15 protein-coding genes, 2 tRNA genes and 1 pseudogene are annotated in these 12,995 nt (G+C 66.5%); 16 read left to right on the top strand and 2 right to left on the bottom strand.

The window, feature by feature from the left end:
* The 5 genes from clpX to Q0R27_RS04875 form a co-directional block, all read left to right on the top strand.
* A partial coding sequence (gene clpX, locus Q0R27_RS04855) for an ATP-dependent protease ATP-binding subunit ClpX (RefSeq protein WP_293941601.1) occupies positions 1–822 on the top strand: 822 nt, incomplete at its 5' end.
* 63 nt (positions 823–885) lie between these two features.
* On the top strand, positions 886–3,288 hold the full coding sequence (gene lon, locus Q0R27_RS04860) for an endopeptidase La (protein WP_293941604.1): 2,403 nt from the start codon (positions 886–888) through the stop codon (positions 3,286–3,288).
* Positions 3,289–3,439: 151 nt separating this feature from the next.
* On the top strand, positions 3,440–3,712 hold the full coding sequence (locus Q0R27_RS04865; protein ID WP_293941607.1) for an HU family DNA-binding protein: 273 nt from the start codon (positions 3,440–3,442) through the stop codon (positions 3,710–3,712).
* Between the two features lie 75 nt (positions 3,713–3,787).
* Positions 3,788–3,862 (top strand) — tRNA-Val (locus tag Q0R27_RS04870).
* Positions 3,863–3,890: 28 nt separating this feature from the next.
* Positions 3,891–5,180 carry an MFS transporter gene (locus tag Q0R27_RS04875; protein ID WP_293941610.1) on the top strand — a complete coding sequence of 430 codons (1,290 nt, stop codon included), beginning with the start codon at positions 3,891–3,893 and terminating at the stop codon, positions 5,178–5,180.
* Here the strand turns inward: Q0R27_RS04875 and Q0R27_RS04880 are convergent.
* On the bottom strand, positions 5,177–5,788 hold the full coding sequence (locus Q0R27_RS04880; RefSeq protein ID WP_293941612.1) for a Crp/Fnr family transcriptional regulator: 612 nt from the start codon (positions 5,786–5,788) through the stop codon (positions 5,177–5,179). The genes Q0R27_RS04875 and Q0R27_RS04880 overlap by 4 nt on opposite strands.
* Before the next feature lie 355 nt (positions 5,789–6,143).
* On the opposite strand from Q0R27_RS04880, the gene Q0R27_RS04885 reads away from it, so the two are divergent.
* The 11 genes from Q0R27_RS04885 to Q0R27_RS04935 all read left to right on the top strand — a co-directional run bounded on the left by Q0R27_RS04885 (position 6,144) and on the right by Q0R27_RS04935 (position 12,856).
* Positions 6,144–6,220 (top strand) — tRNA-His (locus tag Q0R27_RS04885).
* A gap of 32 nt (positions 6,221–6,252) precedes the next feature.
* On the top strand, positions 6,253–7,314 hold the full coding sequence (locus Q0R27_RS04890) for a Glu/Leu/Phe/Val dehydrogenase dimerization domain-containing protein (RefSeq protein WP_293941615.1): 1,062 nt from the start codon (positions 6,253–6,255) through the stop codon (positions 7,312–7,314).
* A 185-nt stretch (positions 7,315–7,499) separates the two neighbouring features.
* Positions 7,500–7,706, top strand: coding sequence for a cold-shock protein (locus Q0R27_RS04895; RefSeq protein WP_293941618.1), 207 nt, complete (start codon positions 7,500–7,502; stop codon positions 7,704–7,706).
* Positions 7,707–7,823: 117 nt separating this feature from the next.
* A complete protein-coding gene (locus tag Q0R27_RS04900) occupies positions 7,824–8,051 on the top strand; it encodes a hypothetical protein (protein ID WP_293941621.1) in 228 nt (75 codons plus the stop codon).
* A gap of 71 nt (positions 8,052–8,122) precedes the next feature.
* The gene (gene ccmC / locus Q0R27_RS04905; RefSeq protein ID WP_293941624.1) at positions 8,123–8,839 is read left to right on the top strand and encodes a heme ABC transporter permease CcmC; all 717 of its coding nucleotides are present in this window, start codon (positions 8,123–8,125) and stop codon (positions 8,837–8,839) included.
* Positions 8,836–8,970 carry a heme exporter protein CcmD gene (ccmD, locus tag Q0R27_RS04910; RefSeq protein ID WP_293941626.1) on the top strand — a complete coding sequence of 45 codons (135 nt, stop codon included), beginning with the start codon at positions 8,836–8,838 and terminating at the stop codon, positions 8,968–8,970. Before ccmC ends, ccmD begins: the two co-directional genes overlap by 4 nt.
* Positions 8,967–9,413: a cytochrome c maturation protein CcmE gene (gene ccmE / locus Q0R27_RS04915; protein WP_293941629.1), complete on the top strand. Its 447-nt coding sequence runs from the start codon at positions 8,967–8,969 to the stop codon at positions 9,411–9,413. The genes ccmD and ccmE overlap by 4 nt, the downstream gene beginning before the upstream one ends.
* Positions 9,410–11,317 carry a heme lyase CcmF/NrfE family subunit gene (locus Q0R27_RS04920; RefSeq protein ID WP_293941632.1) on the top strand — a complete coding sequence of 636 codons (1,908 nt, stop codon included), beginning with the start codon at positions 9,410–9,412 and terminating at the stop codon, positions 11,315–11,317. The genes ccmE and Q0R27_RS04920 overlap by 4 nt, the downstream gene beginning before the upstream one ends.
* Positions 11,314–11,844 carry a redoxin family protein gene (locus tag Q0R27_RS04925; RefSeq protein ID WP_293941635.1) on the top strand — a complete coding sequence of 177 codons (531 nt, stop codon included), beginning with the start codon at positions 11,314–11,316 and terminating at the stop codon, positions 11,842–11,844. Before Q0R27_RS04920 ends, Q0R27_RS04925 begins: the two co-directional genes overlap by 4 nt.
* Positions 11,841–12,251: a cytochrome c-type biogenesis protein gene (locus Q0R27_RS04930; protein ID WP_293941638.1), complete on the top strand. Its 411-nt coding sequence runs from the start codon at positions 11,841–11,843 to the stop codon at positions 12,249–12,251. The genes Q0R27_RS04925 and Q0R27_RS04930 overlap by 4 nt, the downstream gene beginning before the upstream one ends.
* The gene (locus Q0R27_RS04935; protein WP_293941640.1) at positions 12,248–12,856 is read left to right on the top strand and encodes a tetratricopeptide repeat protein; all 609 of its coding nucleotides are present in this window, start codon (positions 12,248–12,250) and stop codon (positions 12,854–12,856) included. Before Q0R27_RS04930 ends, Q0R27_RS04935 begins: the two co-directional genes overlap by 4 nt.
* Before the next feature lie 5 nt (positions 12,857–12,861).
* On the opposite strand, the pseudogene Q0R27_RS04940 reads toward Q0R27_RS04935, so the two are convergent.
* Positions 12,862–12,995 (bottom strand): annotated as a pseudogene (locus tag Q0R27_RS04940) (alanine dehydrogenase); the annotation flags it as partial.

Genomic DNA, 12,995 nt, shown 5'->3' on the forward strand with positions numbered 1-12,995 from the left:
GCCGGCTATGTCGGCGAGGATGTCGAGAACATCATCCTCAAACTGCTCCAGGCGTCGGATTACAACGTCGAGAAAGCCCAGCGCGGGATCGTCTACATTGACGAAATCGACAAGATCAGCCGCAAGTCGGACAATCCCTCAATCACCCGCGACGTGTCGGGTGAGGGCGTCCAGCAGGCGCTACTCAAGCTAATGGAAGGCACCACCGCCTCGGTACCGCCGCAGGGCGGGCGCAAGCATCCGCAGCAGGAATTCCTCCAGGTCGATACGACCAACATATTGTTCATCTGCGGGGGCGCCTTCGCCGGGCTCGACAAGATCATCGGCGACCGCCTCCAGGGCAAGTCAATCGGCTTTGGCGCGCATGTCGCCGCGCCCGAGGATCGCCGCACCGGGGAAGTACTTAAAAGCTGCGAGCCCGAGGACTTGCTGAAATTTGGGCTGATCCCCGAATTTGTCGGCCGCCTGCCGGTCATCGCCACACTCGAGGATCTCGACGAGGAAGCCCTGGTCAAAATTCTAGTCGAACCCAAGAACGCGCTGGTGAAGCAATATCAGAAGCTGTTCGACATGGAGGAGGTTGAACTGGCCTTTACCGAAGAGGCCTTGTCGGCGGTTGCAAAGAAGGCAATCGATCGCCGCACCGGCGCGCGTGGGCTTCGCTCGATTATCGAGGGCATTTTGCTCGACACGATGTTCGACCTGCCGTCGATGGAAGGCGTCGACGAGGTTCATGTCGACAAGGACGTCGTCGCCGGGTTGAAAGACCCGGTCCGTGTCTATTCGGGCAAGGAGAAGGCACAGGCCGGAGACGCTGCCTGACGCTGCGATGACAGGTGGTGGCCCGCCGTTGCGTTGGCGCCGTCGCCATCCCATATGTCGATCATGAGTCAGACGCTTCCAATCCTGCCACTGCGCGACATCGTCGTGTTCCCCCACCGCATCGTGCCGCTGTTCGTCGGCCGCGAAAAATCGGTCGCCGCGCTCGAAGCGGCGATGGGCAGCGACAAGGAACTCTTCCTCGTCGCCCAGCTCGACCCGGCCGAGGATGATCCCGACCGCGACCAGCTCTACGACCTTGGCGTCGTTGCTACCGCGATGCAGTTGCTCAAGCTTCCCGACGGAACCGTTCGCGTGCTGGTGGAGGGCGTCCGCCGAGCTCGCCTGCTCTCGCTGGGGATCTCGCCCGAAGGTCACCAGGTGGCCGAGATTGAGGATGTTGCCGGCCTCGATGCCGAAGGGCCCGAGGCGCAGGCGCTGATGCGTTCGGTGATCGACCAGTTCGACAATTATGCCAAGCTCAACAAGCGGCTGCCGGCCGAGACCAGCATTCAGCTCGGCGAGATCGAGGATCCGTCGTCGTTGGCCGATGCGGTCGCGTCGAACCTGTCGATCAAGGTGTCGGACAAGCAGTCGCTGCTCGCCGAGCTCCACCCCGCCCGCCGGCTCGAAATGGTGTTCGCCTTCATGGAGGGCGAGCTTGGCGTGCTTCAGGTCGAGAAAAAGATTCGCAGCCGCGTGAAGCGCCAGATGGAGAAGACCCAGCGCGAATATTACCTCAACGAACAGTTGAAGGCGATCCAGCGCGAGCTTGGCAACGAAGGCGAGGAAGGGGCCGACGAGCTCGCCGATCTCGCCCAGAAGATCCGCAAGACCAGGCTCAGCAAGGAAGCCCGGACCAAGGCCAATGGCGAGCTCAAGAAGCTCAAGGGCATGGCGCCGATGTCGGCCGAGGCGACCGTCGCGCGCAACTATCTCGACGTGCTGCTCGGTCTGCCGTGGGGCAAGAAGTCGCGTCTCAAGCGCGACATCGCCGAGGCGCAGGCGATCCTCGACGAGGACCATTATGGCCTTGAGAAGGTCAAGGACCGGATCGTCGAATATCTCGCCGTCCAGGCGCGCACCAACCGCCTCAAGGGCCCGATCCTGTGCCTCGTCGGGCCGCCGGGCGTCGGCAAGACCTCGCTCGGCCGTTCGATCGCCCGCGCCACGGGTCGCGAATTCGTCCGTCAGTCACTCGGCGGTGTGCGTGACGAGGCCGAGATCCGCGGTCACCGGCGGACCTACATCGGCTCGCTCCCGGGCAAGATCATCTCGAACCTCAAGCGGGCCGGCACGTCGAACCCGCTGTTCCTGCTCGACGAGATCGACAAGCTCGGTCAGGATTTCCGCGGCGATCCGGCCTCGGCGCTATTGGAAGTGCTCGACCCCGAGCAGAACGCCAAGTTCCAGGACCATTATCTCGAGCTCGACTACGACCTCAGCGACATCATGTTCGTGACCACCGCCAACTCGCTCGACATGCCGCAGGCGTTGCTCGACCGGATGGAGATCATCCGCCTCGAGGGCTATACCGAGGACGAGAAGGTCGAGATCGCCCGCCGCCACCTGATCCCGAAACAGATTGAGGCCCACGGGCTTAAGGACGGCGAGATGATTTTCGCCGACGATGGCCTGCGTGCGATCCTGCGCCACTACACCCGCGAGGCCGGCGTCCGCACCTTCGAACGCGAGCTGGCAAAGGTCGCGCGCAAGTCGCTCCGCCAGATCCTCGAGAAAAAGGTCGAGAGCGTCACGCTTACCGCCGACAACATCGGCGATTACCTCGGCGTGCTGCGCTACCGCTATGGCATGGGCGAGGAAGAGGACCAGGTCGGCGCGGTCACCGGGCTCGCCTGGACCGAGGTCGGCGGCGAATTACTGACGATCGAGGCGGTCACCGTTCCCGGCAAGGGCAATATCAAGACTACCGGCAAGCTCGGCGACGTGATGCAGGAGTCGATCGCGACGGCGATGAGCTTTGTGAAAGCGCGCTCGCCGTCTTACGGGGTCAAGCCGTCGATCTTCGCGCGCAAGGACATCCACGTCCACCTGCCCGAGGGCGCAGTGCCCAAGGATGGCCCGTCGGCCGGCATCGGCATGGTCACGGCGATGATCTCGACCCTCACCGGCATACCGGTGCGACGCGACATCGCGATGACCGGCGAAGTCACGCTGCGTGGCCGCGTGCTGCCGATCGGCGGGCTCAAGGAGAAACTGCTGGCGGCACTGCGCGGCGGCATCACCACCGTCCTCATCCCGGCCGAGAATGAAAAGGACCTCGCCGAGATCCCGGCCTCGGTGAAGAACGCGCTGACGATCATCCCCGTCTCGCACGTCGATGAAGTGCTGGCGCGCGCCATGGCGACTCCGCTGATCCCGATCGAATGGACCGAGGCCGACGAGCATGCCGCCGAACCAATCAACCTGCCACATCCGGCGGGGCAGGGCACACCCGTTCGTCACTAGGCACAACGAAATGCTGGCGGCCGGTCGATCCGATCACGCCGCCAGTCGCAACCGGCTTTGACTTCGCCCCAACTCTGCTCTTAACAGCGCCCAACCGCGAAACTCAGTTCCGGAACAGCCCGGCTGACTTGCATCATGGAGCGTAATGTCGATGAACAAGCAGGATCTGATTACCCAGGTCGCCGACCGTGCCGGCCTCACCCGTAACGATGCCGCACGCGCGGTCGAGACGATGCTCGAGGTCGTGACTTCGGCCTTGAAGCGTGGCGACGAAGTGCGGCTGGTCGGCTTCGGCAACTTCTCGGTGACTCGCCGCAAGGCCTCGATCGGGCGCAATCCACGCACTGGCGATCCGATGCAGATCGAGTCCAGCGTCCAGCCCAAGTTCCGCCCCGGCAAGCTGCTCAAGGACGCCATTCGTTAGCGCGTTCGCCAGGCTTGACGCGAGGCTGGACACCAGTTTCGGCCTCGCCTAAGCGCTTGCCTCCGACGCGGTCGTGGGCGCGTAGCTCAGTGGTAGAGCACACCCTTCACACGGGTGGGGTCGCAGGTTCAATCCCTGCCGCGCCCACCATGCCCCGGCGTTAATAACGGGGGTATGCTTGACGCCGACTGAAGCGCCCGCCGCGAGCCCCGGCACCCGCCGCATCCTGCTCGCCAGCCTCGTCGGCACCTCGGTCGAATTCTATGACTTTTACATCTATGCGACCGCCACCAGCCTGGTGTTTGGGCCGCTGTTCTTTCCCTCGACCTCGCCCTCGGCGCAGCTGCTCGCGGCCTATGCGAGCTTCGGCCTGGCGTTCCTCGCACGCCCGATCGGCGGCATCCTGTTCGGTCATTTCGGCGACCGCGTCGGGCGCAAGTCGACGCTAGTCGCCTCGCTGATGCTGATGGGCATCGCGACCTTCCTGATCGCGTTCCTCCCGCCCTATGCCGCGATCGGTTGGGCGGCACCCGCCTTGCTCTGCCTGCTGCGGCTGGCGCAGGGCCTCGGTCTTGGCGGCGAGTGGAGCGGCGCGGCGCTGCTTGCGACCGAGAATGCGCCGCCCGGCTGGAGCGGGCGCTTCGGCTCGGTGCCGCAGTTCGGCGCGCCGATCGGGTTCATCGCCGCCAATGGATTCTTCCTTGTCCTCGGAGCGATGCTGACCCCGGCGCAGTTCCTTGCCTGGGGCTGGCGTCTTCCGTTCCTCGCCAGTGCGATCCTCGTCGCGCTTGGCCTGTGGGTGCGCCTCAAGCTCGTGGAAACGCCAGCCTTCCGCGCCGCGCTCGAAGAGGCGCCACCCGCCGCGGTCCCGTTGTCGGAAGTCATGCGCGGCCACCTCGGGCTGACCATCGCCGGCACGTTCGGCGTGATCGTCTGCTTCGCCATCTACTATCTCTCGACCGCCTTTGCGCTCGGCTATGGTACGACCAAGCTCGGTTATGACCGCCAGTCGTTCCTCGCCGTACAGCTCGGCGCGATCCTGTTCCTGGCAGCGGGCATCGGATTAGCCGGCTGGGCCTCCGACCGCTTCCGGCCATCGACCGTGATGCTGTGGGGATGTGTCGGGGCGATCGTTTCGGGCGTCGCGCTCGCGCCGCTGCTCGGCGGCGGATCGCTCGGCAAGGTGTTCCTGTTTCTCGCGCTGGCGCTGTTCACCATGGGCTTCGTTTACGGCCCGCTCGGGGCGTGGCTGACCAATCTCTACCCGGCGCGGGTCCGCTACACCGCGACCGCGCTCGCCTTCAACCTCGGCGGAATCATCGGCGGCGGGTTCACCCCGGCGGTCGCGCAACTGCTCGCCACTCGCGGCGGGCTCGGGCTTGTCGGCGCCTATCTCGGCGGAGCGGCGATGCTCAGCATGATCGGCATCGTCGCGGCGCGCCGGGCAACCATGAGGACCCCGGCCTAGCGCAGATAATCCGCGTGGAAGCTGCCGACGCGCTGGATCTCGGTCCAGTCCTCGAAAAAGATCTCGCGTCCCTTGCGCCGGATCAGTCCCTGCCGTTCGAGTTCGGCGAACACCCGATTGACGTTGACCGAGGTCTGGCCGGTGATGTCAGCGATCTGCTGTTGGGTGAACGGATTGATCAAAGCCTGCGTCCCGACGTCGATGTGGCTCCGCTCGGCTGTTTCGCACAGCAAGTGCGCGACGCGTGCAGTTGAATCGCGGCGGCCGCAATTGACCAGCCATTCATAACCGATCGCTGCATGACGCTGTATCAACGTCATGAAAAAGCGACCGAATTCTGGATCTGTCCCGACGATTGCGGCGAAATCCTCGCGCTTCCCGATCAGCACTTCGCTGCGCATGATCGCCTGGATGCCGTAATCGGCCTGGCCTTCACGCGGCAATATGCCTTCCCCGGTGAAACGCAGCGCGATGATCTGCCTCCGCCCGCTGCCATCGGACATATATTTGCTGAGCAGGCCTGACTGGACGATAATCACTTCGTCGCGGGCGACCCCGGGTTCGCGGAAGGGCCGGCGCGGCTCGACTATCACCTGGCGCTGCGGCATCTGTTCGAGCTGCCGGGCAAGCGCGGGTCGCAACCCGACCCGAATCAGAGTGTCCGCGAGCGCCGCAGCAGCTACGCGATTAACAGGCGAGTTTCGGCTCTTGGCCATTTGCAGCACCCTCTCTCCCGGTTCTTGTTTCGGCGCGAAGCTGTTTATAATCAAGCCTGCACAAGGAACTTACAATCAGCGGCAATTGTCTGGCGTAATGTTTCCCGTTGCGGCTGGCAGCGCAACTCTAGGGACATTACGGTGCCGTGTCGATTCGGTGACTTTTCATTGTGGCACAAACTCCTGCTCGCTTGCCAAGCATCCCCCCCGCGCATAAGGAGCCGGCGGTGTCTTCAGACGCGCCGTGGCGATCGTAGCTCAGTTGGTTAGAGCATCGGTTTGTGGTACCGAGGGTCGCGGGTTCAAGCCCCGTCGATCGCCCCATTTTTCAGTGATTTCAAGGGCGTATATTCCACATGCAGACCCCATGGGGCTTTCCGGACTTCGACGCGCACGAGGCACTTCACCTGATCCATGATGAAGCGACCGGACTGCGCGCGATCATCGCCGTCCACTCGACCCACCTTGGACCGTCCGCGGGCGGGACTCGTTTCTGGCATTATGCCGACGACGCCGACGCGCTGACCGATGTGCTGCGTCTGTCGCGCGGGATGAGCTACAAGAACGCGATGGCCGGGCTCCCGCTCGGCGGTGGCAAGGCGGTCATTCTCGCCGGTGAGGATCGCCACAAGACCCCCGGCCAGCTCGCCGCTTTCGGCACCGCGATCGACCGGCTGGGCGGGCAATATATCACCGCCGAGGACGTCGGCATGACCGTCGCCGACATGATCGAGATTGCGCGCAAGACGCGTTTTGTCGCGGGGCTTCCCGTCGCCGGCGGCGCGGTCGGCGGCGATCCCGGGCCACACACTTCGCTCGGCGTATTCCTCGGCATCAAGGCCGCGGTCAAGCGCGCGCTCGGCAAGGACAGCGTCGACGGACTCCACATCGCGCTCCAGGGCGCGGGCAGCGTCGCCAGTGGCGTCGCGCTCCACGCCGCCGCCGAGGGCGCGAAGCTGACCATCGCCGACGTCGATGCCGCCCGCGCGCAAGCACTCGCCACCCAGGTCAACGGCAAGGTCGCCGATCCGGCCGACATCCTGTCGCTCGACGCCGACGTCATCAGCCCGTGCGCGCTTGGCGCGATCCTCACCGAGCAGTCGATCGCCGCGCTCAACACGCCGATTGTCGCCGGTGGCGCAAACAACCAGCTCGCCACTCCTGAGGACGGCGAGCGAATCCACGCCCGCGGCATCCTCTACGCCCCCGATTACGTCATCAACGCTGGCGGGATGATCAACGTCTCGACCGAATATGTCCGCGACGGAGATGCCTCGCTCGTCCGTCGGCGGATCGAGGCCATCCCAGGCCGGCTCGAGCAGATATGGGTGGAGAGCGCCTCGTCGGGCCGCAACCCGGCTGCGGTTGCGGACGCGACGGCCCAGGCGCTGATAGGGCGCTCATCGGCCGCCGATTGATTGTCAAAGGCCGGACTTAAGTAATTGACCAAGCTCTTCATTTGCTTTTTTTGACCGTCACGTCTATATTCGGTGCGCTACCAGTTGCCTGATCGGGTCTGGCTCTACGAGTCCTCTTCCTCTTCTCCGCTGCTTCTAGCTGGCGGACGATCGTCGTCCGGCCGCATGGGAAAAGGACCCCAGACATGATTTCAGGAACCGTAAAATTCTTCAATACCGACAAGGGCTTTGGTTTCATCAAGCCCGATGATGGCACGAACGACGCGTTCGTTCACATCAGCGCCGTTCAGGCCGCCGGCATGCAGACGCTCAACACCGACCAGCGCGTGTCGTATGAGCTCGAGCCCGACCGTCGTGGCCGCGTCAGCGCCGTCAACCTCCAGGCCGCCTAACCAGCGGTTCGGGTCTGCTCCTTCCGGGGCCAGATCTGAACGAACTTCCCGGCCCCTTCGTCAGAGGGGGCCGGGTCGTTTCAAAAAGCTTCCATATCCCCGAAGAGGAGACGACCAATGTCCAGCCAATCCCTCTTCTTCGCCGCACGCCGCGATGCCGAGCAAAAGCTCGCCGAAGGTTCGGCTCTCGCGAATGTCCGCGACAATCACCTGCGCGCCGCCGCCGCGTGGGATGTGCTCGCCTCGCGCTCGATCAAGGGCGACCGCCTCCGCGCCGAAGAACAGCGCCGCAAGGACGAGATCGCGCAGATTCCGGTCTCGCACGATCCGGTAGCGCAACTCTAGGCCATTCCGCCTTCAGGCCAGACCCAAAGCAGTTCCCTCGAGCGTCCGGACGGGCTACTCGGCACTCTCCGATGCACGCTCTCGCCAATCCCGCCCGTTTCCTGCGCTTCGCTCGCCCTGCCACCGTGTGGTGCCTCGGCGTCGGGTTGCTGCTCGTCTCGACTGGCATCGGCGGCGGGTTGTTCATCACCCCGCCCGACTATCTGCAGGGCGAGACCGTCCGTATCCTCTACATTCATGTCCCCAGCGCCTGGCTCGGCATGGCCGGGTGGGGCGCGATTGCCGCCGCCTCGGTCAGCCAGCTCGTCTGGCGCCACCCGCTCTCGGCAATCGCCGGCCGCGCCACGGCCCCCGCGGGCGCGACCTTCGCCGGCGCGTGCCTCGTCACCGGATCGATCTGGGGCCGCCCGACATGGGGCACCTGGTGGGAGTGGGACGGCCGCCTGACCTCGATGCTGATCCTGTTCTTCCTCTACCTCGGCTACATCGCGCTGGCGTCGGCCGAGCGCGAACGCGGCGGGGAGGGGCGCATGGCCGCCATCTTCGGGCTGGTCGGCGCGATCAACTTGCCGATCATCCATTATTCGGTGCTGTGGTGGCGCACGCTCCACCAGGGGCAGAGCATCACCCTTGGCGGCTGGACCATCGCGCCCGCGCTGCTGTGGCCGTTGCCGCTGACGATGCTCGGGTTCACCGCCTTGTTCGCCGCTGCGGTCCTGATGCGCATGCGCGCCGAGCTCGCCGAGCTCCGTGTCGAGGCGCGCCTCCGCCGGGCGTCGAGCGAATGAACCCGTGGCCGTTCGTCGCCGCCGCCTATGCGGTAACCCTGCTCGCCACCGCCGGGCTGCTGATTTGGGCCGCGTCATCGATGCGCCGCGCCGAGCGGTCCGCCGACACGCTTAAACGAACCGGCGAATGAAGCCCAAGCATCAGCGGCTGATCCTGCTGCTCGTCGCGCTCGCCGCGGTGACCGGCGCGGTGTTGCTCGCGATGTGGGGTTTGCGTGACCGGGCGTCCTATTTCTACACCGCGAGCGATATCGTGTCGGGCAAGGCGGCGGGGCAGGGCGACCGCACCGTCCGCCTCGGCGGGATGGTCGAGAAGGGCTCGCTGACCCGCGCCGCCGACGGAGTCACCGTCAGCTTTCGCGTCACCGACGGCCCGGCGCGCGTTCCCGTTACCTACCGCGGCATTCTACCCGACCTGTTCCGCGAAGGCAGCGGGGTCGTCGCCGAGGGCCGCGTTACCGGCGGCGCCTTCTCCGCCGACACGATCCTCGCCAAACATGACGAGCGCTACATGCCGCCGCAGCTTGGCAACCAGGCCGCCGAACACCGCGCCGCCAGGACCCTCGCGAAATGATCGCCGAAACCGGCCTCGCCGCGCTGTGGTGCGCCGCCGCGCTGGCCGTGCTCCAGCTGCTCCTCGGCCTCGGCTACTGGCGCCAGGGCATCGGCGGACCGGTCCCCGCCCGCGCCCTCGCCGTCGCCCAGGGGTTGCTGACCATCGTCGCCTTCGCCGCGCTGCTCGCCTGCTTCGCGATCAGCGACATGTCGGTCGCGCTCGTCGCCCACAACAGCCACAGCGCCAAGCCGATGATCTACAAGCTCGCCGGCGCGTGGGGCAATCACGAAGGCTCGATGCTGCTGTGGGTGATGGTGCTCGGCCTGTCGGGCGCCACGCTGGCCCTCATCGAACGCCGCCTCGACGATGCGATGACCGTCGCCACGCTCGCCACGCAGGCGGCGATCGCACTCGGTTTCTTCGCCTTCCTGTTGATCGCTTCCAATCCCTTCGCGCGGCTCGACCCGGCGCCGCTCGACGGGCGAGGGCTCAACCCGCTGCTGCAGGACCCCGGGCTCGCCTTCCACCCGCCGACGCTTTACCTTGGCTATGTCGGTCTTTCCGTTGCGTTCAGCCTCGCGGTCGCGGCGCTGCTCACCCGCCAGGTCGGCCCGCTGCTCGCCCGCGCGATGCGCCCGTGGGTGCTCGCCGCGTGGATCTTCCTCACGCTCGGCATCACCGCGGGCAGCTACTGGGCCTATTACGAACTCGGCTGGGGCGGCTGGTGGTTCTGGGACCCGGTCGAGAACGCCAGCCTCATGCCGTGGCTTGCCGCCACCGCGCTGCTGCACAGCCTCAATGTTCTCGCGGCGCGCGGCGGGCTTCGCGCCTGGACGATGATGCTCGCCGTGATTGCGTTCAGCATGTCGATGCTCGGCACTTTCCTCGTTCGCTCGGGCGTGCTGACCTCGGTCCACTCCTTCGCCGTCGACCCGACCCGCGGCAGCTTCATCCTCGCCCTGCTCGCCATCTACATCGGCGGCGCATTGGCCCTTTTCGCCGCCCGCGTCGCGACCGTCCGCGAAGGCGCCCGCTTCGCCCTGTGGAGCCGCGAAGGGGGCCTCGTTGCCAATAACCTCCTGCTGTCGGTGATCCTCGGGATCGTTCTCCTCGGCACGCTCTACCCCCTGCTCGCCGAAGCCATGACTGGCGAGAAGCTGTCGGTCGGCCCGCCCTATTTCAACGCCACCGCCGGTCCGCTCGCGCTGCTGCTGGTCGCCTTCCTGCTGTTCGCGCCGCTGCTGCGCTGGCGGCATGACACCAGGCCGAAACTCATTCGCGCCATCCCGGGAGCAGCGGCCGCGCTCGTCGCCCTCGTGCTGACCTTCGCCGTCGCCCCGCACATGACCCTGCTCCCCCGCGCTGGCCTCGCGCTTGCCGGGGGCCTCGCCATTGCCAGCCTCCTGCCGCTCGCCGGCCGCAACCTCCTGCGCATCCCGCTCGCCACCTGGGGCATGGCGATTGCTCACTTCGGGGTCGCCGTCGCGCTCGCCGGCATGGCGATCGAGAGCAGCTCGACGGTCGAGAAGCTCGCCGCCGCCCGCCCCGGAGAGACGCTCGCCGTCGGCCCGTGGGCGGTTACCTTCGCCGATCTCCAGCCGGTCGTCGGCCCCAACTGGACCGCGCTCGAAGCACGCCTCGACGCGTCGCGCGGCGACACTCGCCTGACCCTCGCGCCGCAAGCCCGCACCTTCTCCGACCCGCCGACCGAGACCAACGAAACCGCCATCGCCACGCTGTGGGACGGCCAGCTCTACACCGTGCTCGGCAAGCCCGACGGCACGGGCCGCTGGCAGCTGCGGCTGTGGTGGAAGCCGTTCGTCACGCTTATCTGGCTCGGCGGCGTTCTGATCGCGCTGGGCGGCGCGCTCGCGCTCGTCGGCCGCGTGAGGCGCGACTGGCGGCGGGGGAAGGCGGCATGAAGGGCTTCGTCCGCTTCCTCCCTTTCCTCCTGTTCCTTGCACTGGTCGGCGCGTTAGTATGGCGGCTCGTCCACCCGGGCAGCACCGCAGTCCCGTCGCACCTTGCCGGCAAGCCAATCCCCGCCTTCAACCTGCCCGCCGCCAATCCCGGCCAGCCCGGCCTCGCCTCGACTGACCTCGCCAGCGCCAAACCGCATCTCGTCAACATGTTTGCCAGCTGGTGCGTGCCGTGCATCACCGAAATCCCGCTCCTCCTGCGGCTGAAGGGCGAGGGTGCTCAGATCGTCGGCATCGACGTCCGCGATCGTCCCGAAGCGCTCGCCCGCTTCCTCACCCAATATGGTAATCCGTTCAGCGCGATCGGCGCCGACAGCGACAGCGCGGTCCAGCTGGCACTCGGTTCATCGGGCGTTCCGGAAACCTTCGTCGTCGATCGCCGCGGCATCGTCCGCCGCCAGTTCATCGGCGGGATTAGCGAGGCCGACCTGCCCGAGGTTCGCGCCGAACTTGCCGAGGCGGCGAAATGAGGCGTGCCCTCGCTCTCGCCCTTGCCCTGTTGCTTGCGACCCCCGCCGTGGCCGACAGCGACTTGCCCCAACCGCGGTGGGCCAACGAGCAACTTCCCGACCCACACCAGGAGATACAGGCGCAGGCGCTGATGGAGACGCTGCGCTGTCTCGTCTGCCAGGGCCAGTCGATCGCCGACAGCGACGCCGACCTCGCCGGATCGATGCGCGCGATGGTCCGCACCCGCATTGCCGCCGGGGAGAAACCCGCCGCGATCCGCGTCTGGCTGATCCAGCGCTACGGCAACTGGGTCAGCTTCGCCCCGCCGGTCGAACCGCTCACCTGGCCGCTGTGGGCCGCGCCGCTGCTGCTCGTCCTCGCCGGGCTGTGGCTCGTCCGCAACCGTTTCCGCACAGGCGCGAAATGAGCGGCTGGTTTGCCCTCCTGCTGCTGGTCGCGGCGACGCTCGCCCTGCTGTGGCTCCTCAAGCTGCGCGGCTCGACCCTCACCATCGCCGCCGCCACACTGCTGTTCGGCGCCGCCGGCTACGCTCTCCAGGGCAGCCCGACCCTTCGCGCGTCCCCCCGAACCACCGCCGACGAGCCGGCACCGCCCAACCTTTCCGGCGCGCGCCACGCGTTCTTCGGTACCTTCACCCCCGCCGAACGCTGGCTGATTCTTGCCGATAGCTATGCCCGCAGCGGCGACACGATGGAGGCGGCGCAAGTCATCCAATCGGCGATCCGCGCGCATCCCGAGGATCCCGAGCTATGGACCGGCTTCGGCAATGCGCTGGTCGATCACAGCGACATGCTCACCCCGGCCGCCCGCGTCGCCTTCGATCGCGCCATCGCGCTGGCCGCCGATACCCCCGGTCCGCGCTTCTTCCTCGGCTTGGCGCTGATACGCTCAGGCGACCGCGCCGGCGCGGTCGAGCAATGGCGGACGATCCTCGCGACAGCCCCGCCTGAGGCAAGCTGGCGCCCCATGGTCGAAGCCGGCATTGCACTAGCAACCCCAGGTTCTGCCTAGCCGGCTCACGCCGCTTCGAACTTCAAATCGAGCGCTTCGGCGACGGCCTGGTGGCGGATCTTGCCGCCCGACACGTTGAGGCCGTTGGCGAGGTGGGGGTCCTGTGCCATCGCCTTGTCCGCGCCCAGGTTCGCCAGCT

Origin of the sequence: Sphingomonas sp. (assembly GCF_025362505.1) — a bacterium.
GTDB lineage: Bacteria > Pseudomonadota > Alphaproteobacteria > Sphingomonadales > Sphingomonadaceae > Sphingomicrobium.